The 19111-nt window shown below is 65.5% G+C and carries 16 protein-coding genes; 1 reads left to right on the top strand and 15 read right to left on the bottom strand.

Annotation, left to right across the window (positions count from 1 at the left end; translation table 11 throughout):
* Positions 1 to 86: 86 nt before the first annotated feature.
* The gene (gene secA, locus ASD28_RS01460) at positions 87 to 2870 is read right to left on the bottom strand and encodes a preprotein translocase subunit SecA (protein WP_056122846.1); all 2784 of its coding nucleotides are present in this window, start codon (positions 2868 to 2870) and stop codon (positions 87 to 89) included.
* Positions 2871 to 3116: 246 nt separating this feature from the next.
* Here secA and ASD28_RS01455 point away from each other — a divergent pair, with 246 nt between their 5' ends.
* Complete coding sequence (locus ASD28_RS01455) at positions 3117 to 3617, top strand: DciA family protein (protein WP_056122844.1); 501 nt, start codon at positions 3117 to 3119, stop codon at positions 3615 to 3617.
* 109 nt (positions 3618 to 3726) lie between these two features.
* Here the strand turns inward: ASD28_RS01455 and lpxC are convergent, their stop codons facing one another.
* The 14 genes from lpxC to murF form a co-directional block, all read right to left on the bottom strand.
* Positions 3727 to 4662, bottom strand: coding sequence for a UDP-3-O-acyl-N-acetylglucosamine deacetylase (gene lpxC / locus ASD28_RS01450; protein WP_056122841.1), 936 nt, complete (start codon positions 4660 to 4662; stop codon positions 3727 to 3729).
* A gap of 71 nt (positions 4663 to 4733) precedes the next feature.
* Positions 4734 to 5576 (bottom strand): DMT family transporter, encoded by an 843-nt coding sequence (locus tag ASD28_RS01445; RefSeq protein WP_056123606.1) that lies wholly within the window; start codon positions 5574 to 5576, stop codon positions 4734 to 4736.
* Positions 5577 to 5611: 35 nt separating this feature from the next.
* Positions 5612 to 6061 carry a GNAT family N-acetyltransferase gene (locus tag ASD28_RS01440; protein WP_056122838.1) on the bottom strand — a complete coding sequence of 150 codons (450 nt, stop codon included), beginning with the start codon at positions 6059 to 6061 and terminating at the stop codon, positions 5612 to 5614.
* Between the two features lie 2 nt (positions 6062 to 6063).
* A complete protein-coding gene (locus ASD28_RS01435) occupies positions 6064 to 6567 on the bottom strand; it encodes a peroxiredoxin (protein ID WP_056122835.1) in 504 nt (167 codons plus the stop codon).
* A 211-nt stretch (positions 6568 to 6778) separates the two neighbouring features.
* Positions 6779 to 7978, bottom strand: coding sequence for a cell division protein FtsZ (gene ftsZ, locus ASD28_RS01430; RefSeq protein ID WP_056122832.1), 1200 nt, complete (start codon positions 7976 to 7978; stop codon positions 6779 to 6781).
* Between the two features lie 217 nt (positions 7979 to 8195).
* On the bottom strand, positions 8196 to 9428 hold the full coding sequence (gene ftsA, locus ASD28_RS01425; protein WP_056122830.1) for a cell division protein FtsA: 1233 nt from the start codon (positions 9426 to 9428) through the stop codon (positions 8196 to 8198).
* A 21-nt stretch (positions 9429 to 9449) separates the two neighbouring features.
* Complete coding sequence (locus ASD28_RS01420; protein WP_056122827.1) at positions 9450 to 10277, bottom strand: cell division protein FtsQ/DivIB; 828 nt, start codon at positions 10275 to 10277, stop codon at positions 9450 to 9452.
* A 9-nt stretch (positions 10278 to 10286) separates the two neighbouring features.
* Positions 10287 to 11261, bottom strand: coding sequence for a D-alanine--D-alanine ligase (locus ASD28_RS01415; protein ID WP_056122826.1), 975 nt, complete (start codon positions 11259 to 11261; stop codon positions 10287 to 10289).
* Positions 11258 to 12655, bottom strand: a complete 1398-nt coding sequence (murC, locus tag ASD28_RS01410; RefSeq protein ID WP_056122823.1) for a UDP-N-acetylmuramate--L-alanine ligase — start codon at positions 12653 to 12655, stop codon at positions 11258 to 11260. Before murC ends, ASD28_RS01415 begins: the two co-directional genes overlap by 4 nt.
* A complete protein-coding gene (gene murG, locus ASD28_RS01405) occupies positions 12652 to 13719 on the bottom strand; it encodes an undecaprenyldiphospho-muramoylpentapeptide beta-N-acetylglucosaminyltransferase (RefSeq protein WP_056123604.1) in 1068 nt (355 codons plus the stop codon). The genes murC and murG overlap by 4 nt, the downstream gene beginning before the upstream one ends.
* 23 nt (positions 13720 to 13742) lie before the next feature.
* Positions 13743 to 14960, bottom strand: coding sequence for a putative lipid II flippase FtsW (gene ftsW / locus ASD28_RS01400; RefSeq protein WP_056122820.1), 1218 nt, complete (start codon positions 14958 to 14960; stop codon positions 13743 to 13745).
* Positions 14960 to 16456, bottom strand: coding sequence for a UDP-N-acetylmuramoyl-L-alanine--D-glutamate ligase (gene murD, locus ASD28_RS01395; RefSeq protein ID WP_056122818.1), 1497 nt, complete (start codon positions 16454 to 16456; stop codon positions 14960 to 14962). Before murD ends, ftsW begins: the two co-directional genes overlap by 1 nt.
* 15 nt (positions 16457 to 16471) lie before the next feature.
* The gene (gene mraY / locus ASD28_RS01390) at positions 16472 to 17641 is read right to left on the bottom strand and encodes a phospho-N-acetylmuramoyl-pentapeptide-transferase (protein ID WP_056122815.1); all 1170 of its coding nucleotides are present in this window, start codon (positions 17639 to 17641) and stop codon (positions 16472 to 16474) included.
* A 4-nt stretch (positions 17642 to 17645) separates the two neighbouring features.
* Positions 17646 to 19109 carry a UDP-N-acetylmuramoyl-tripeptide--D-alanyl-D-alanine ligase gene (gene murF, locus ASD28_RS01385; protein ID WP_056123602.1) on the bottom strand — a complete coding sequence of 488 codons (1464 nt, stop codon included), beginning with the start codon at positions 19107 to 19109 and terminating at the stop codon, positions 17646 to 17648.
* Positions 19110 to 19111: the final 2 nt, after the last annotated feature.

The following is a 19111-nucleotide window of genomic DNA, read 5'->3' as shown; positions in this document are numbered from 1 at the left end:
CGCACCCGGCCGGGCGCACGCATTACGAAACGCTCATAAAAAAAGGCAGTCCACTGGACTGCCTTTTTTCGTTGGGGGTTACGGCATCACGCCAGCTTGCCGTGGCAAGCCTTGAACTTCTTGCCGCTGCCGCACGGGCATGGGTCGTTGCGGCCGACCTTCACGCCCATGTAGGTGGTGGCCGGATCGTCCGCCATCGCCGTCGTGCCCGGGGTCGCCGCGAGCGGCGCCATCAGTTCTTCCGGCGCCGCCGTCGGGTCGAAGTCGGCGTGCTGGTAGTTGATGTTTTCCAGGTGTGCAGCCGCTGCCTGCATTGCCGCTTCCGCCGCCTCGACTTCCTCGCGGGTCTGGATGCGGACGGTCATGATGGTGCGGATGACTTCGTTCTTGATCTGGTCCAGCATGGCGCCGAACAGTTCGAACGCTTCGCGCTTGTATTCCTGCTTCGGGTTCTTCTGCGCATAGCCGCGCAGGTGGATGCCCTGGCGCAGGTGGTCCAGCGCGGCCAGGTGCTCGCGCCAGTGCGTGTCGATGTTCTGCAGCATGACGTTGCGCTCGAAGCCGCCGAACGCTTCCTTGCCGACGATGCCGACCTTCGCTTCGTACGAGCTTTCCGCCGCGGCCAGCACACGCTCGAGGATGTCGTCGTCGTTCAGGTTCGGCTCTTCCTCCAGCATCTTCGCCAGCGGCACCGGGAGGGCCCATTCGTCGGCCAGCACGCGTTCCAGCGACGGGATGTCCCACTGCTCTTCCACCGACTCCGCCGGCACATAGGTGCGCACGACGTCGGTGAACACGCCGATGCGCAGGCTGGCGATCAGCTCGGAGATGTCGGCCGCTTCCAGCAACTCGTTACGCTGGGTGTAGATCACCTTGCGCTGGTCGTTGGCGACGTCGTCGTATTCCAGCAGCTGCTTGCGGATGTCGAAGTTGCGCGCCTCGACCTTGCGCTGCGCGCCTTCGATCGAGCGCGTGACCATGCCCGCTTCGATCGGCTCGCCTTCCGGCATCTTGAGACGGTCCATCACGGCGCGCACGCGGTCGCCCGCGAAGATGCGCAGCAGGGGGTCGTCCAGCGACAGGTAGAAGCGCGACGAACCCGGGTCACCCTGGCGACCGGAACGGCCGCGCAGCTGGTTGTCGACGCGGCGCGATTCATGGCGTTCGGTGCCGATGATGTGCAGGCCGCCCTGCGCGACGACATGGTCGTGCAGCGACTGCCATTCCTCGCGCAGCTTGGCCGACTGCTCGGCCTTCTGCTCCGGCGTCAGCGCCTCGTCGGCCTCGATGAACTGGATCTGCTTCTCGACGTTGCCGCCCAGGACGATGTCGGTACCGCGGCCGGCCATGTTGGTGGCGATGGTGATCATCTTCGGACGACCCGCCTGCGCGATGATCTCCGCCTCGCGGGCGTGCTGCTTCGCGTTCAGCACGTTGTGCGGCAGCTTGGCCTGGTCCAGGATACCCGACAGCAGTTCCGAGTTCTCGATCGACGTCGTGCCGACGAGGACCGGCTGGCCGCGCTCGTAGCAGTCGCGGATGTCGTTCACCATCGCCTGGTATTTTTCCTGCGCCGTCTTGTACACCTGGTCCTGGCGGTCCTTGCGCTGCGACGGACGGTTCGGCGGGACGACGACGGTTTCCAGGCCGTAGATCTCCTGGAATTCGTACGCTTCGGTGTCCGCCGTACCGGTCATGCCGGACAGCTTGCTGTACATGCGGAAGTAGTTCTGGAACGTGATCGACGCGAGCGTCTGGTTCTCGTTCTGGATGCGCACACCCTCTTTCGCTTCCACGGCCTGGTGCAGGCCGTCGGACCAGCGGCGGCCCGTCATCAGGCGGCCCGTGAATTCGTCGACGATCACGACCTCGTTGTTTTGCACGACGTAGTGCTGGTCCTTGTGGTACAGCACGTGCGCGCGCAGGGCGGCGTACAGGTGGTGGATCAGCGTGATGTTGGCGGCGTCGTACAGCGACGCGCCTTCCGGCAGCAGGCCCATCTTCGTCAGGATGGACTCGGCCTTTTCGTGGCCGGCCTCGGTCAGCAGCACGGTGTGCGCCTTCTCGTCCTTCGTGTAGTCGCCCGGGACTTCGATGTTGCCCTTGCCGTCCGGGGTCTCCTCGCCGATCTGCAGGGTCAGCAGCGGCGGGACTTCGTTGATCTTGTGGTACAGCTCCGTGTGGTTCTCGGCCTGGCCGGAAATGATCAGCGGGGTACGCGCTTCGTCGATCAGGATCGAGTCCACCTCGTCGACCACGGCGAAGTTCAGGCCACGCTGCACGCGCTCGCGCATCTCGTAGACCATGTTGTCGCGCAGGTAGTCGAAGCCGTATTCGTTGTTGGTGCCGTACGTGATGTCGGAACCGTAGGCTTTCTGCTTGCTGTCGTGATCCATCTGCGACAGGTTCACGCCCGTCGTCAAACCGAGCCAGCCGTACAGGCGGCCCATCTGCTCGGCGTCGCGCTGGGCCAGGTAATCGTTGACCGTCACGACGTGCACGCCCTTGCCGGACAGCGCGTTCAGGTACACGGGCAGGGTCGCCATCAGCGTTTTACCCTCGCCGGTGCCCATCTCGGCGATCTTGCCGTAGTGGAGGACCATGCCGCCGATCAGCTGCACGTCGAAGTGGCGCATCTTCATGACGCGCTTGGCGGCTTCGCGGCAGACGGCGAAGGCTTCCACGAGGATGTCGTCCAGGGTGGCGCCCCCGGCCAGGCGTTGCTTGAATTCGTTTGTCTTTGCCTGGAGATCGGCATCGGACAGCGCTTCCATCTGCGGCTCGAGCGCGTTGATCTCGCGTACGGATTTTTGGTATTGCTTGAGCAGACGCTGGTTACGGCTGCCGAAAATCTTGGTCAGGAATGACATGCTGTGTTCTTCAAAAGTACGCCGCGAAAAAGGTCCGAGGAGCCCAGGATGATAGCAAAAACATATCTCCCCGAGAGCGCCAATGGCAAAAAGCCACCGATTTTATCATGCGATCCGGCCACACTTGGGGGTCGCCCGGCGGATCACAAGTGCGGCTGGCAAAAAATGTTATCAAACTGCATTCGATTTCACACAGGCGCACACGATTCTTCGCGACAGGGGGCGCGGCTGTGGTATGTTCCAAGCATGCAGTCCTCTTCGAACCAGCGCCCCTTCCACATCTACGGCACCCGCGACCGCAAGACGTCGTTCGTGGCGACCGACTTCCTGCGCGCCAACGACCGCCTCGCCGCCCTGATGCCGACCGCCCTGCGCGTGGGCAATTTGCAGCGCGACGTCAAGGTGATCCTGCCGCCGATGTACGCCGGCTGCGACGTGCTGTCGTTCCAGGATGCCGTGCTGACCCTCGCCGTGCCCTCTTCCGCCGTCGCGGCCAAGCTCAAGCAGCAGCTGCCCAAGCTGCAGGCGGGTTTGCAGAAAAAGGGATGGCAGGTGGAGAACGTGCGTATCAAGATCCAGATGCGGCCGAACGTGCCCGTGCGCGAGGAGCTGAAGCCGTCCTCGCTGACCTTGCCGCCGACGGCGGTGGATGCGTTCGAGCAGTTGGGGGAAACGTTGCCGGAAACGCCGCAGAACGCGGCGCTGATCGCGGCAATCAAGAGGCTGGCGGAGAGACGGAAGAAATAGCAACGTCGTTCCCGCGGAAGCGGGAACCCATGCTGAGCCAGCGAGCACACGGCGTATGGAGGGAATAGTGCCAGTGGCACTATTCCCGCCTGAGCGGGAATGACGGCAGTTAGGTCAGCGCCCACTCCCTTTCCATCTGCGCGCCGTAGGACACCGGCGCCCGCTCCTGCGCATCGAACGTCACGATCTCGTACGAATCCGGATGCGCCAGCAGCTCGCGCAGCAGCAGGTTGTTCAGGCCGTGGCCCGACTTGTGCGCCTCGTAGCTGGCCAGCAGCGGCGAGCCGACGAGATACAGGTCGCCGATCGCGTCGAGGATTTTATGGCGCACGAACTCGTCGTCGTAGCGCAGGCCGTCCGCATTCAGGATGCGGTACTCGTCCATCACGATCGCGTTTTCCAGCGAGCCGCCGCGCGCCAGACCCATGCCGCGCAGGCTTTCCACGTCCTGCATGAAGCCGAACGTGCGGGCGCGCGCCACGTCGTGCACGTACGAGACCTTGCCGAAGTCGACGATCGCGCGCTGCGTCGTGCCGTCCACGGCCGGGTGGTTGAATTCGATGAAGAAGTCGAGCTTGAAGCCGTCGTACGGGCTCAGGCGCGCCCATTTCTCGTTGGCACCGCTGCCCTGACGGACTTCCACGGGTTTCAGCACGCGGATGAATTTCTTGGGTACGGCCTGCTCCTGCACGCCCGCCTGCTGCAGCAGGAAGACGAACGACGACGCGGAACCGTCCATGATCGGGATCTCTTCGGCCGTGACGTCGACGTACAGGTTGTCGATGCCGAGGCCGGCGCAGGCCGACATCAGGTGCTCGACGGTCGAGACGCGCGCATCGCCCTGTGTGAGCACCGACGCCATGCGCGTATCGCCCACGATATCGGCATTCGACGGGAACTCGACGATGGGATCGAGATCGACGCGGCGGAACACGATACCCGTATCGGCGGCCGCCGGACGCAGGGTCAGCTCGACCTTGGTGCCGGAGTGCAAACCGACACCTGTCGTGCGCACCAGTTGTTTGATGGTTCGTTGTTTGAGCATCGTTCGATTATATCGTAGCGTTTACAGCCTTGCCGGGGACCGCCGCCCCCGGTGGCAGGAACACCACGTTTTCAAGGATGCTCGGCTTCCGCGTGGGTGGTTTCGTGGCGGATCAGGTACAGGCCACTGCCGACGATGATGGCGGCACCCAATAAAGTGTATTCATCTGGCAAGGTTTTCCACATGAGCCAGTCGATGGCCACGCCCCAGGCCAGCGCCGTGTACTCGAACGGCGCCACCACGGACGCCTCGCCGTGGCTGAACGCCTCCGTCAGCGCCAGCTGGCCGAAAAAGCCGCTCACGGCCAGCATCAGGATCAGCAGCCAGTGCTCGGCCTGCACGGGCACCCACGCGGGCGCGGCCATGGGCGTTGCACCGATGGCCATCAGCACCATCAGCCAGAACATCATGTGCTCGCCCCGGTCCGTGCGCGCGAGCACGCGTCCGGCGACGGCCGACACGGCATAGCACACGGCCGCGGTCAGCACGGCGAGTCCGCCCAGCGAGAAAAAGCCGGCGCCGGTCGGCCGCAGCACGACGAGCACGCCCGCCATGCCGACGCCGATCGCGATCCAGCGCGCGCCGTTCACGCGCTCGCCCAGCACGAACACGGACAGCACGGTGATCAGGATCGGGCCGATGAAGAAGATCGAATACGCCTCGGCCAGCGACAGCGTCTTGAGGCCGTACGTGAACAGCGCCAGCATCGCGATGCCGATGGCGCCGCGCAGCAGGTGCAGCGGCCAGCGGATGCGCAGCAGCGACCGCTGCCCGCCGCGCCAGAACAGGTACGCACCGACGAGCGGCAGCGCGGACAGCGCGCGGATCGCCGCCACCTGCAGCGCCGGGAAGTGCGCGGACAGCAGCTTCATCGTCATGTCCATGATGGAGAACATGGCGACGCAGACCAGCATCGCGCGGATGCTCCGCATGTTGCCGGCGAGGCGACTCAAAGGCGCATCTCCATGAACAGCGACAGCGGATCCTCCCGGTAATCGCCGAACGGCGCGCGGCGCTCGAAGCCGAGACGCTCGTACAAACCGATGGCTTCCGGCTGGTGAATGCCCGTCTCCAGGCGCAACACCGACAGGCCGGACATCCGCGCGAACATCACGAGGTGCTCGAGCAGCTTGCGGCCCGTCCCGAGGCCGCGCTTGCGCTCGTCCACGAACATGCGCTTGACCTCACCATACTCCTGCTTGTTGACGAGGGCCGCGCACCCGACCGCCGCGCCGTCGACGTCGCGCGCGACGAGGAACAGCGCGTCGCCCTGCATCAGCGACGCGATGTCCATCAGGTGGTTGCTCTCGGCCGGATACAGCGCGGCGCAGTACGCGTCGAGACGCGCGAGCATGTCGCGCACCTCGGGCTGGTCCGGCGTTTCGGCGTTGACGATCAAGATCAGCCCAGTTGCTTCAGGAGCGTTTCGGCCGACGACACGTCGAAGCCGCCGCTCTCGATGTTCAGCTGCTTGACGACGCCGTCCTGCACCAGCATCGAGTAGCGCTTGGAGCGCACGCCGAAGCCCTTGGCGACGAGGTCGAATTCCAGGCCCAGCGCCTTGGTGAACGTGGCGCTGCCGTCGGCCATCATGCGGACGATGCCGGTGGCCTTCTGGTCGCGGCCCCAGGCGCCCATCACGAACGCGTCGTTCACCGAGATGCACCAGATCTCGTCGACGCCCTTGGCTTTCAGCTGGTCGGCCAGCTGGATGTAGCCGGGCAGGTGCTGCGCGGAGCAGGTCGGGGTGAAGGCGCCCGGCAGGCCGAAGATGGCGATGGTCTTGCCCTTCACCAGGTCGGCCACGTTGAACGTGTTCGGACCGAGCGCGCAGCCTTCGGTTTCGATGTCGATGAATTCTTGCAGGGCGCCTTCCGGCAGGCGGTCGCCGATCTGGATCGTCATGGTGGTATTCCTTTCAAGTTTCAAGAACCCGCAAGTATGCCCGATCCAGACCAAACCGGGGTCAGAGCCCTTATTTTGGCAACTGCCTGGGAGCTGTTTCCAAAAATCGGGCTCTGACCCCGGTTCTCAAAAACGAAAGGCCAGGCTGCTTGGAACAGCCTGGCCCCGCATCATGGAGCGCCGGTGGTCAGCCGGCGTTGGAGTCTGCTACTCAGTCGGCCTGCTTGCGCAGGAACGCCGGGATGTCGTAGGTCTCGACACCGTTGTTCTGCATCGCGCGCACCTGCTCGGAGGCCTGCTCGCGGCGCCACACGGCCGGCTGCTTCATGCCGTCCATTGCGCCGGCGGTCGCCGTACCCATGGTCACGCCGGCCGTCACGCCCGGGGTGCCCGACATCATCGGCGCGCCGTACGTGCCGGTGCGCAGCACCTGCTGCGGCTGCACCAGCGAGATGTTGGCCTTGTTCTTGCCCAGGCCCGTCGCGACGACGGTCACGCGCAGTTCGTCGCCCATCTCGTCGTCGTAGGCAATGCCTTGTGCGATCGCGGCGTCCGGTGCAGCGAAGGCGCGCACGGCGGCCATGACTTCCTTGATCTCCTTGCCTTTCAGGCCGCGCGATGCGGTGACGTTCACCAGCACGCCCTTCGCGCCCGACAGGTCGATGCCGTCCAGCAGCGGCGAAGCGACGGCCTGTTCGGCGGCGATGCGTGCGCGGTCGACGCCCGACGCGGTCGCGGTGCCCATCATGGCCTTGCCCTGCTCGCTCATGATGGTCTTCACGTCGTTGAAGTCGACGTTGATGTGGCCCGGGACGTTGATGATCTCGGCGATACCGGCGACGGCGTTGTTCAGCACATCGTCCGCATGCTTCATCCAGTCCAGCATCGATTCGTCTTCATAGATGTCTTCCAGCTTCTCGTTCAGGATGACGATCAAGGAGTCGACGTGCTTGGTCAGTTCGTTCAGGCCGTTTTCCGCGACGTCCATGCACTTCTGGCCTTCGTACGAGAACGGCTTCGAGACGACGGCCACGGTCAGCGCGCCCAGGCTCTTGGCGACTTCCGCGACGATCGGCGCGGCGCCGGTGCCCGTGCCGCCGCCCATGCCGGCGGCGATGAAGACCATGTGCGCACCGCGCAGCGCGTCTTCGATGCGCATGCGCGATTGCTCGGCCAGCTGGCGGCCGATTTCCGGACGCATGCCCGCACCCAGGCCGGACTCGCCGATCTGGATGATGTTGTGGGCGCTGGATGCGGCCAGCGCCTGGGCGTCGGTATTCGCCGCGATGAACTCCACGCCGGCGACGCCCTTGTTGATCATATGCTGGACCGCATTGCCACCCGCGCCGCCAACGCCGACGACCTTGATGACCGTGCCCAATGCTGCGTTATCGACCATATCGAACTCCATGATGAACTCCTAATCTCGATGAGCCGTTTCCAAGCCCGAATCCTCGCACAAGAAGCCAGGGCTCGAGATTGGAAACGCGCCACTATTTTAAAAATGTTTCGTGTCCGTTACCAAGCAAATCTGCTACTAGCTGTTACAACAACTCCGAAAAACCCGCCACCCGTTGCGTTTACGTTGTTCCCATCCTGGCTCACGCGCGCTGCGGTCCTCCGCCGCCTCAGAAATTCCCGAGGAACCACTCTTTCATTCGTTGCCACACTGCCTTCACCGACCCGTCCTGACGGGTGACGATATGACCGCGCAGGTACTGTTTTTTCGCTTCCAGCAGCAGACCGAGGACCGTCGCGTAGCGCGGGCTGCGCACGACGTCCGCCAGTTGGCCGCGGTATTCCGGCGTGCCGAGGCGCGCCGGCTTCAGGAAGATGTCTTCCGCCATTTCGATCATGCCCGGCATGATCGACGAACCGCCCGTCAGCACGATGCCCGACGAGAGCACGCCTTCGTAGCCGGACTCGCGCACGACCTGGTGCACCATCGCGAACAGTTCTTCCACGCGCGGCTCGATCACGGCAGCCAGCGCCTGGCGCGACAGCGAACGCGGACCGCGGTCGCCGAGGCCCGGCACTTCCAGCGACTCGCCCGGATCGGCCAGCACCTGCTTGGCCACGCCGTAGCGGATCTTGATCTCTTCCGCCTCGCCCGTCGGCGTGCGCAGCGCCATCGCGATGTCGCTCGTGATCTGGTCGCCGGCGATCGGCAGCACGGCCGTGTGGCGGATCGCGCCGTCGCTGAACACCGCGATGTCGGTGGTGCCGCCGCCGATGTCGATCAGCACGACGCCCAGTTCCTTCTCGTCGTTCGTCAGCACGGAATCGGCCGACGCCATCGGCTGCAGGATCAGGTCCGAGACCTCGAGGCCGCAGCGGCGCACGCACTTTACAATATTCTGGACCGCGGACACCGCACCGGTGACGATGTGCACGCGCACCTCGAGGCGGATGCCGCTCATGCCGATCGGCTCGCGCACGTCTTCCTGGTTGTCGACGATGAATTCCTGCGGCACCGTGTGCAGCAGCTGCTGGTCGGTCGGGATGTTCACGGCCTTCGCCGTCTCGATCACGCGCGCCACGTCCGTGGCCGTCACTTCCTTGTCCTTGATGGCGACCATCCCGCTCGAGTTGAACGAGCGGATATGGCTGCCGGCGATCCCCGCATACACGTTGCGGATCTTGCAGTCGGCCATCAGCTCGGCTTCCTCGAGCGCGCGCTGGATGGATTCGACGGTCGCTTCGATGTTGACGACAACGCCCTTCTTCAAACCCTTGGACTCGTGCTGGCCCAGTCCGATCACCTCGTGGCGCCCGTCGGCCATCACCTCGGCCACCACCGCCACTACCTTCGAGGTACCGATGTCGAGGCCGACGATCAGGTTCTTCGCGTCTTTTGTCATGTTTGCTGTCGCCTGCTTAAATTAGATCTGCTTTGTAGTTTTGGTATTTGTTTTTTTCTTCACTGCCGCCTTCACGGGCTTGGTCGCATCCGCCGGCACGGTCAATGCCGCCGAGGACAGCGCCAGACCGTTCGGATAGCGCATGTCGATCGTATCGATGCGCCCCTCCTGCAGTCTAGCCACCAGCTGGGGGTAAATGCTCACCAGCCGCTGCACGCGCCCGTGCAGCGTGTCCTTGTCCTTCTCGCGTCCCAGCTCCACGCTCATGCCGTTGTTCAGCTTCACGGTCCAGGCGTAACGGTTCGACAGGTTGATCGACTCCGGCACCAGGCGGATCGGCGCGAACCAGCGGCGCAGTTCCGCGAAGCGCGTGAGCACTTCCTTCTCGCTGCCGGGAGGACCATCGAACGCAGGCAGTGCGTGGTCCTCGTCGGTCTCGGCCTCGCCAAGGTTGGCCGTGAACACATCGCCCTTCACCGACAACAGCTTGCCGTCCTCGCCCCAGGTGCCGAGCGCCTCGTGCTCTTCCACCTGCACGATCAACTGGTTCGGCCACTCGCGGCGTACGCTCGCCTTGCGCACCCACGGCACGGCCTCGAAGGTGGTGCGTACCTGTTCGAGGTCGGTCGTGAAGAAGTTACCGCTGATCTTCCCGAGCACCCCGTTACGCACCGTCAGCTCGTTCACGTGCTGCAGGTCCAGCCCGTACATGCTCTCGACCCGCACCGCGCGCAAGGTGAACATCGGGCGCTGCGACAGCCACCACAATCCCGACGCCACGCACGCGAGCGCCACCAGCGCGGTGAGCGCGCTGGCGGTTGCATTCAGAGCTCGCACGTCATGCCACATTTTGCTTCCTTATCCCTTCTTCACCTGACCAGCTTTCAAGCTGGCGGAGCGCAGGATGTCCACGCACAGGTCTTCGTAGCTCGTGCCCTCGGCGCGAGCCGCCATCGGCACGAGCGAGTGCGTCGTCATGCCCGGCGACGTGTTCACCTCCAGCAGGAACGGCGCATTGTCCGACGCGCGCAGCAGCACGTCGATGCGGCTCCAGCCGTCGCAGCCGAGCGCGCGGTACGCGTTCACCACGTGCGCCTGGATCGCGGCCGTCGTCGCCGCGTCGAGCGGCGCCGGGCAGTGGTACTTGGTGTCGTCCGTGAAGTACTTGTTCTGGTAGTCGTAATTGCCCTCGGGCGCGACGATCTCCACGATCGGCAGCGCGCGCGCGGTCGGGCCGCTGCCCAGCACCGGCACGGAAAATTCGCGGCCCTGGATGAACTGCTCGACCAGCACCACCTTGTCGTACTGGCGCGCCAGGTCGACGGCGGCCTGCAGGCCGGCGGCATCAAGCACCTTGGTGATGCCGATGGTGGAACCTTCCAGCGGCGGCTTGACGATCAGCGGCAGGCCCAGTTCGGCGACGATGGCGTCCGTGTCGACGTTCGCACCGGCCGCGATGGTGACGTAACGCGGCGTCGGCACGCCGGCCGCCAGCCACACGATCTTGGTCGTGACCTTGTCCATGCCGACGCTCGATGCCATCACGCCGCTGCCCGTGTACGGGATGCCCAGCAGTTCCAGCGCGCCCTGCAGCGTGCCGTCCTCGCCGTAGCGGCCGTGCAGCGCGATGAACACGCGGTCGAAGTCTTCCGCCGCCAGTTCGGCCAGCGAGCGCTCGGCCGGGTCGAACGCATGCGCGTCTATGCCTTTCGATTTCAGCGCCTGCAGCACGCCGTTGCCCGAAATCAGCGAAATCTCGCGCTCGGCGGACCGGCCGCCGAACAGCACGCCGACCTTGCCCAGGGCTTTTGCGTCGGTTTCCGTAATGCTCACGATGTTACCTTTTGATTCGATGTCAGTTGATGGGGGACGCCGCCGATGGAGCCGGCGCCCATGGTGAGCACGACGTCGCCGTCGCGCGCCACCTTGAGGATCGTCGCCGGCATGTCGGCGATCGCTTCCACGAAAATCGGTTCGACCTGGCCCCCCGCGCGCAGCGCACGCGCGAGCGCGCGGCCGTCCGCCGCCACGATCGGGGCTTCGCCGGCCGGATACACCTCGGCCAGCAGCAGCAAGTCCGGCGCGGCCAGCACCTTGACGAAGTCCTCGAACAGGTCGCGGGTGCGACTATAGCGGTGCGGCTGGAACGCCAGCACGAGGCGGCGGCCCGGATACGCGGCGCGCGCGGCGGCCAGCGTGACCTGGGCTTCCACCGGGTGGTGGCCATAGTCGTCGACGAGCGTGAAGCTGCCGCCCTGCGGCAGTTCGATCTCGCCGTAGCGCGTGAAGCGGCGGCCGACGCCGTTGAATTCGCGCAGGCCCTGCGCCGTCGCCTCGTCCGGCACGCCGATCTCGCGCGCGATCGCGATCGCGGAGCAGGCATTCAGCACGTTGTGCATGCCCGGCTGGTTCAGCACGAAGTCCTTGTCCGGATAGCCCTGCTGGCGCACCGTGAAATGCATCTGGATGCCCTGGGCGCGCGCGTTCAGGGCGCGCACTTCGGCGTCTTCCGAGAAGCCGTAGGTCGTCACCGGTTTCGTTACCTGAGGCAGGATCGCGCGCACGTTCGCGTCGTCGATGCACATCATGGCGCGGCCGTAGAACGGCAGGCGGTGCGTGAAGTTGACGAACGCGCCCTTCAGCTTCTCGAAGTCGTGCTCGTACGTGTCCATGTGGTCGGCGTCGATGTTCGTGATCACCTCGATCATCGGCGACAGGTTCAGGAAGGACGCATCCGATTCGTCCGCCTCGGCCACGATGTAGTCGCCCGTGCCCAGCTTCGCGTTGGCGCCGGCGCTGTTCAGGCGCCCGCCGATGACGAACGTCGGATCGAGGCCGCCCTGCGCGAGCACGGAGGCGACGAGACTCGTCGTCGTCGTCTTGCCATGCGTGCCGGCGATCGCGATGCCGCGCTTCAGGCGCATCAGCTCACCCAGCATGATCGCGCGCGGGACGATGGGGACTTTCGCGGCGCGCGCGGCGACGACTTCGGGATTCGCTTCGTTGACGGCGGTCGAGGTGACGACGGCGTCCGCGCCGGCGATGTTGTCCGCCGCGTGGCCGATGCGCACGTCGGCGCCCAGCTGCTGCAGGCGCTGGCTGGCCGCGTTCGACGCGAGGTCCGAGCCCGACACTTTATAGCCGAGGTTCAGCAGCACTTCCGCGATGCCGCTCATGCCGCTGCCGCCGATGCCGACGAAGTGAATGTGTTTGATCTTGTGTTTCATTGTCCGCCGTTCGCCAGTTCTTCAAGTACGCGCGCGATCTCCGCATTGGCGTCGCGCCGTCCCACGGCCTGCGCCGCCTCGGCCATCGCCAGGCAGTCGTCGCGCGTGGTGGTTTGCAGCAGCCTTGCCAGCTGCTGCGGATTCAGTTCGCCTTGCGGCAGGTGCACCGCCGCCTTCTGCCCCGCCATCCAGGCCGCGTTGTCGCGCTGGTGACTCGTCGTGCTGGCGACGAACGGCACGAGCACGCTCGCGACACCGGCCGCCGTCAGTTCCGACACGGTGATCGCACCGGCGCGGCAGATCACGAGGTCCGCGTTCGCGTATTCCGCCGCCATGTCGTCGATGAAGTCGACGACGTTCGCCTGCACGCCCGCCTGCGCGTACGCGGCGCGCAGCGCATCGATGTTTTTCTTGCCCGACTGGTGGGTCACGGTCGGGCGCAGGCCTTCCGGGATCAGCGCCAGCGCGGCCGGCACGCTGTCGTTGAGCACCTTCGCACCGAGGCTGCCGCCCACGACGAGGATGTTCAGCGGACCGGTGCGGCCGGCGAAGCGGTGGCCCGGCGACGGCATCTCGAGGATTTCCTTGCGCACCGGGTTGCCGGTGACGACCGCTTTACCCGCCGCCTTGCCGAAATCGGCCGGGAAGCCGAACAGCACGCGCTGCGCGAGCGGCGTCAGCGTCTTGTTCGACAGGAGCAGCGCGGCATCCGCGTTCACCAGCGCGAGCGGAATGCCGCGCGAACGCGCCATCATCCCGCCCGGCACCGTCACGTAGCCGCCCATGCCCAGCACGACGTCCGGGCGGCGCAAGGCGAGGTACTTGCGGCACGAGGCGAAGCTGGCGACGAGCTTGAATGCGCCCGACACCGTGTGCGCCAGGCCCTTGCCGCGCAAGCCGGCGAAGTCGATCGAGTCCATCGGGATGCCGTGCTTCGGCACGATATCCTTTTCCATGCCGTACATCGTGCCCAGCCAGGAGACTTCCCAGCCGCGCTCGCGCATCGATTGGGCGATGGCGATGCCGGGGAAGATGTGGCCACCGGTGCCGGCGGCCATGATCATCAAGCGTTTCCTCATTTGCTCACTCACTGGCGGCCTCCCCGCATCCTGACCCGGTTCTCGTAGTCGATCCGCAGCAGGATCGCGAGACCGACGCAGTTGAACAGCACGCCGGAACCGCCATAGCTCATCAGCGGCAACGTCAGGCCCTTGGTGGGCAGCAGGCCCAGGTTCACGCCCATGTTGATGAACACCTGCACGCCGATCCAGATACCGATGCCTTTCGCGGTGAGGCCGGCGAAGTGCTGTTCCAGCGCGATGGCCTGGCGGCCGATGTCGAACGCGCGCTTGACGAGCCAGTAGAACAGGCCGATCACGACGAGCACGCCGACGAGACCCAGCTCCTCGCCGATGACGGCCATGATGAAGTCGGTGTGCGCTTCCGGCAGGTAGTGCAGCTTTTCGACGGAACCGCCCAGGCCCACGCCGAAGAACTCGCCGCGGCCGAATGCGATCAGCGAGTGCGTCAGCTGGTACGCCTTGTCCAGCGCATTGCCCTCTTCCCACGGGTTCATGTACGCGAACATACGCGCGCGGCGGAACGGCGACAGCGCGATGATGGTCGAGAACACGAGTACCAGCACGGCGCCGATGCCGCCGAACCAGATCATGTTGAAGCCGCCGAGAAACAGGATGCCCATCGAGATGCAGACGACGACGCCGAACGCGCCGAGGTCGGGTTCCAGCATCAGCAGCGCGCCGACGAGCGCCATCGCGGCGGCCATCGGCATGAAGCCCTTTGTCAGCTTGTGCATGTACTGCTGCTTGCGCACCGTGAAGTCGGCCGCGTACAGCACGGACACCACCTTCATGATCTCGGACGGCTGCAAATTGAAGATCTTCAGCGACAGCCAGCGGCGCGCGCCGTTGACGACGACGCCGACGCCGGGGATCAGCACGAGCGCCAGCAGGACCAGCGTGGCGACGAACATCAGCGGCGCGAAGCGCTGCCACGTCGCGACGGGAATACGGAAGACGAACAGGCCCGTCACCATCGAGATCACGATGAACATGGCCTGGCGCACCAGGAAGTAGTTGTTCTTGCCGGCGAGGTAGGCGAACTTGGGCGAGTCCGGCAGCGCGATCGACGCCGAGTACACCATCACCATCCCGAACAGCATCAGCAGCAGCACGACCCACACGAGCGGCTGGTCGTATTCCATCATGCGCGACGGGCGTGCGCGCGTCGCGATGGTCGCGTCGCTCGAGCTGCCGCCGAACTTGAAGGGAATCTGGAAAGCCATCAGAGCTCCTGTCCCTTCTCGAGCGCGATGTCGCGCACGGCGTCGACGAAGACCTGGGCGCGGTGCGCGTAGTTCGTGAACATGTCCAGGCTCGCGCACGCGGGCGACAGCAGCACGACGTCACCGGATTTCGCCAGACCGCTCGCGCGGCGCACGGCTTCCGGCAATCCCGGCAGGCCGAAGCACGGCACGCCGGTGGAGGCCAATGCGGCGCCGATGGCGGGGCCGTCGCGGCCGATCAGCAGCACGGCGCGCACGTAGCGCGCGCACGGGCCGGCCAGCGGGCTGAAATCCTGGCCCTTGCCGTCGCCGCCCGCGATGAGCAGGATCTGGCGGTCCGTCTCGCCGAACGTTTTACCGAGACCCTCCAGCGCGGCGACGGTGGCGCCCACGTTCGTGCCCTTGGAGTCGTCGTAGTACTCCACGTTGTCGATGCTGGTGACCAGTTCGACGCGGTGCGGCTCGCCCTGGTAGTCGCGCAGGCCGTGCAGCAGCGGCGCCAGCGGCAGGCCACAAGCGCGGCACAGCGCGAGCGCGGCCAGTGCGTTGGAAGCGTTGTGCAGCCCGCGGATGCGCAGCGCGTCGGCCGGCATCAATCGATTGACGATCACGTCGATCGGCTCTACCGGCTCGTTCTTCTTTTTCTTCTTCTCGGGTTCTTCACCCGGATTCGCATTCGCAAGCCACAGCACGCCGCGCTCGTTCACGAGGCCGAAGCTGCCCGGCGCATCCGGTTCGCCCGTGCCGAACGTGGTGATCGTCGCGCCCGGCGCCGTCATGCCCATCACGACGCTGTCGTCGCGGTTCAGCACACGGACGGTGTCGGCGCCGAAGATGCGGGCCTTGTCGGCGGCGTAGGCGGCCATGCTGCCGTGCCAGTCGAGGTGGTCCTGCGTGATGTTCAGGACCGTCGCCGCGTCCGGGTTCAGGCTGTACGTCGTGTGCAGCTGGAAGCTGGAGAGTTCCAGTACCCAGGCCTGCGGGAGCGCATCCGCATCAAGCACTTCGCGCAGCACGTCCAGCGCGGCGGGGCTGATGTTGCCTGCGACCTTAGTCGTGAGACCGGCGCGGCGGCACAGCAGACCGGTGAGGCTCGTCACCGTCGTCTTGCCGTTGGTGCCCGTGATGGCGATGACCTTCGGCGCGTAGTTCCGGTCCGCCTTCAGCGCCGACAGCGCCTGCGCGAACAACTCGATCTCACCCCACAGCGGCACATGGCGTGCGGCGGCGGCAGGCGCGATCTCGGCCAGTTCGCGGTTCGGGGCGAGGCCCGGGCTGACGGCGACGAAGTCCACGCCGTCCAGCAGGTTCGCGGCGAACGGGCCGGCGACGAAGTCCGCATCCGACACCGCAGCGCGCAGCGCGGGCAGGCGCGCGGGTTCGGCGCGCGTGTCGGCCACGCGCACGCGCGCGCCGCAGCGCGCGAGCCACAGCGCGATCGCCAGGCCCGATTCGCCGAGTCCCAGTACCAGTGCGGTTTTGCCGTCGTAGTTCATCTCGGTTACCCGTTATCAGCGCAGTTTGAGGGTGGAGAAACCGACGAGGACCAGAATCATCGTCACGATCCAGAACCGCACGACGACCTTGGTCTCCTTCCAGCCCTTCTGTTCGAAATGGTGGTGCAGCGGCGCCATGAGGAACACGCGGCGCCCAGTGCCATAGCGCTTCTTGGTGTACTTGAACCAGCTGACCTGGATGATCACGGACAGCGTCTCGGCCACGAACACGCCGCCCATGATGAACAGGACGATCTCCTGGCGCACGATGACGGCGATGGTGCCGAGCGCGCCGCCCAGCGCCAGCGCGCCCACGTCGCCCATGAACATCTGCGCGGGGTGCGCGTTATACCAGAGGAAAGCCAGGCCCGCGCCCGCCATCGCGCCGCAGAAGATCAGCAGTTCGCCGGCGCCCGGGATGTGCGGGATGAACAGGTATTTCGAATACGTCGCGTTACCGGTGAGATAAGCGAACAGGCCCAGCGCGCCGCCGACCATCACGGTCGGCATGATGGCGAGGCCGTCGAGGCCATCGGTGAAATTGACGGCGTTGGAGGCACCCACGATCACGCAGTACGTGAGCGCGATGAAGCCCCACACGCCCAGCGGATAGCTGATGGTCTTGAAGAACGGGACGATCAGGTCGGCCTTCGGCGGCAGGTCCATCGAGAAGCCGGACTGCACCCATGCGAAGAACAGCTGCCACACTTCCCACGGCGTCGCGGCCGACACGGAGAACGCGAGGTACAGCGACGAGGTGATGCCGATCAGCGACATCCAGAAGTATTTTTCGCCCGAGCGCATGCCCTCGGGGTCCTTGTAGACGACCTTGCGGTAATCGTCGACCCAGCCGATGGCGCCGAAGCCCAGCGTGACGACGAGGACTGGCCAGATCAGGCGGTTCGAGAGGTCGCACCACAGCAGCGTCGAGACGCCGATCGCGATCAGCACGAGCACGCCGCCCATGGTCGGGGTGCCGTGCTTGGACAGGTGCGTCTGCGGACCGTAGGTGCGTACGGCCTGGCCGACCTTCATCTCGGTGAGCTTGCGGATCACGGCCGGACCGCACAGCATGCCGATGCTGATCGCGGTGATGGTCGCGAAGACGGCGCGGAACGTGATGTAGTTAAAAACGCGCAGCGGACCGAGATAGTCCTGAAAATATTGTGCGAGCCAAAGCAGCATAAGTCTAGTGGGCTTCCTTGCCGGTGTTGGTTGATGCGGTCAGGTGTTGGACCACGCGTTCCATCTTCATGAAGCGCGAGCCCTTCACCAACACAGTTGCGTCAGATTTGCTGCCCAGTTTTTGATCCAGTGCTGCCAATAATTCGTCGAACTGCTCGTGGTGTTGCGCTCCCGATCCGGTCATGTGGCGAGCCAGTTCGCCGGTCGCGAGCACGGTGTCGATGCCGCGACTTGCGGCATACGCACCGATTTCCTGGTGAAACTCAGGTCCTTGCGTGCCAACCTCGCCCATGTCGCCCAGCACGAGGATGCGCGGCGACGGGTACTGCGCGAGCACGTCGATGGCGGCGCGCACTGAGTCGGGGTTGGCGTTATACGTATCGTCGATGATCGTGGCGCCGTTCGCGGCCTGCTTGCGCTGCAGGCGGCCGCTCACGGGCGCGAAGGTTTCCAGGCCGCGCACGACGGCATCGACGGGGATGCCCGCCGCGAGCGCGCAGGCGGTGGCGGCCAGCGCGTTGCGGACGTTGTGGACGCCGGCGGCGTTCAACTTGATCGTGAACTCAGCCACGTCGCCCCCGTGAAAACGGGGGGCCATGCCGACGTCGCGTTGAGGCGCATTTTGCTGGTCCTGCGCGCCCGGCATGGGTTCCCGCTTCCGCGGGAACGACGTAACTTTGAGTTCGCTGCCGAAATCTGTCGTCGTGTACGTCGCGCGCACATCGCAATCGTCGGTCAGGCCGAACGTCAGCACTTCACGCTCGCCCGCCAGGCCGCGCCACAGGTCGGTGTATTCATCATCGCCCGGGAACACGGCCACGCCGTCCGCCGGCAGCGCCTGCAGCACGGCGCCGTTCTCGCGCGCCACCGCTTCCACGGTGTGCATGAATTCCTGGTGCTCGCGCTGCGCGTTGTTGACGAGGGCGACGGTCGGCTCGGCGATGGCGGCCAGGCGCGCGATCTCGCCCGGGTGGTTCATGCCCAGTTCCACGACGGCGGCCTTGTGCGCGTCCGTCAGGCGCGTCACCGTCAGCGGCACGCCGATCTCGTTATTCAGGTTGCCCTGCGTGGCCAGGCGGCCCTCCGCGCCGAAGGCGGCGACGAGGATGGACGAGATCATTTCCTTGACCGTCGTCTTGCCGTTGCTGCCGGTGACGCCGATGACGGGAATGGCGAAGCGGCGGCGCCAGAAGTTGCCGATGCGGCCCAGCGCGACGAGCGTGTCCGGCACGACGATGGCCGGCAGCGGATAGTGGTCGGGGAGCTTTTCGACGACGACGGCGGCGACGGGCTTGTCGACCAGCTGGCCGAGGAAGTCGTGCGCATCGAAGCGGTCGCCGCGCAGGGCGACGAACAGCGACCCCGGCATCACCTGCCGGCTGTCGGTCGACACACCCTGGAAGTACGCGTCGCGCGTGACGCGCGCGCCTTCGATCGATGCCAGCACTTGCTCGAGCGAGCCACGAATCA

Origin of the sequence: Massilia sp. Root133 (assembly GCF_001426525.1) — a bacterium.
Lineage (GTDB): Bacteria > Pseudomonadota > Gammaproteobacteria > Burkholderiales > Burkholderiaceae_D > Telluria > Telluria orientalis.
This window is presented reverse-complemented; position numbering and strand designations above follow the sequence as displayed.

Excerpts from the sequence above, each read along its gene's own strand:
- ftsZ (WP_056122832.1), bottom strand. The coding sequence starts at position 7,978 with ATGGAGTTCGATATGGTCGATAACGCAGCATTGGGCACGGTCATCAAG.
- ASD28_RS01445 (WP_056123606.1), bottom strand. The coding sequence starts at position 5,576 with ATGCTGGTCTGCGTCGCCATGTTCTCCATCATGGACATGACGATGAAG.
- murC (WP_056122823.1), bottom strand. The coding sequence starts at position 12,655 with ATGAAACACAAGATCAAACACATTCACTTCGTCGGCATCGGCGGCAGC.
- secA (WP_056122846.1), bottom strand. The coding sequence starts at position 2,870 with ATGTCATTCCTGACCAAGATTTTCGGCAGCCGTAACCAGCGTCTGCTC.
- ASD28_RS01420 (WP_056122827.1), bottom strand. The coding sequence starts at position 10,277 with ATGTGGCATGACGTGCGAGCTCTGAATGCAACCGCCAGCGCGCTCACC.
- ASD28_RS01435 (WP_056122835.1), bottom strand. The coding sequence starts at position 6,567 with ATGACGATCCAGATCGGCGACCGCCTGCCGGAAGGCGCCCTGCAAGAA.
- lpxC (WP_056122841.1), bottom strand. The coding sequence starts at position 4,662 with ATGCTCAAACAACGAACCATCAAACAACTGGTGCGCACGACAGGTGTC.
- murG (WP_056123604.1), bottom strand. The coding sequence starts at position 13,719 with ATGATCATGGCCGCCGGCACCGGTGGCCACATCTTCCCCGGCATCGCC.
- ftsW (WP_056122820.1), bottom strand. The coding sequence starts at position 14,960 with ATGGCTTTCCAGATTCCCTTCAAGTTCGGCGGCAGCTCGAGCGACGCG.
- murD (WP_056122818.1), bottom strand. The coding sequence starts at position 16,456 with ATGAACTACGACGGCAAAACCGCACTGGTACTGGGACTCGGCGAATCG.
- mraY (WP_056122815.1), bottom strand. The coding sequence starts at position 17,641 with ATGCTGCTTTGGCTCGCACAATATTTTCAGGACTATCTCGGTCCGCTG.
- ASD28_RS01455 (WP_056122844.1), top strand. The coding sequence starts at position 3,117 with ATGCAGTCCTCTTCGAACCAGCGCCCCTTCCACATCTACGGCACCCGC.
- ftsA (WP_056122830.1), bottom strand. The coding sequence starts at position 9,428 with ATGACAAAAGACGCGAAGAACCTGATCGTCGGCCTCGACATCGGTACC.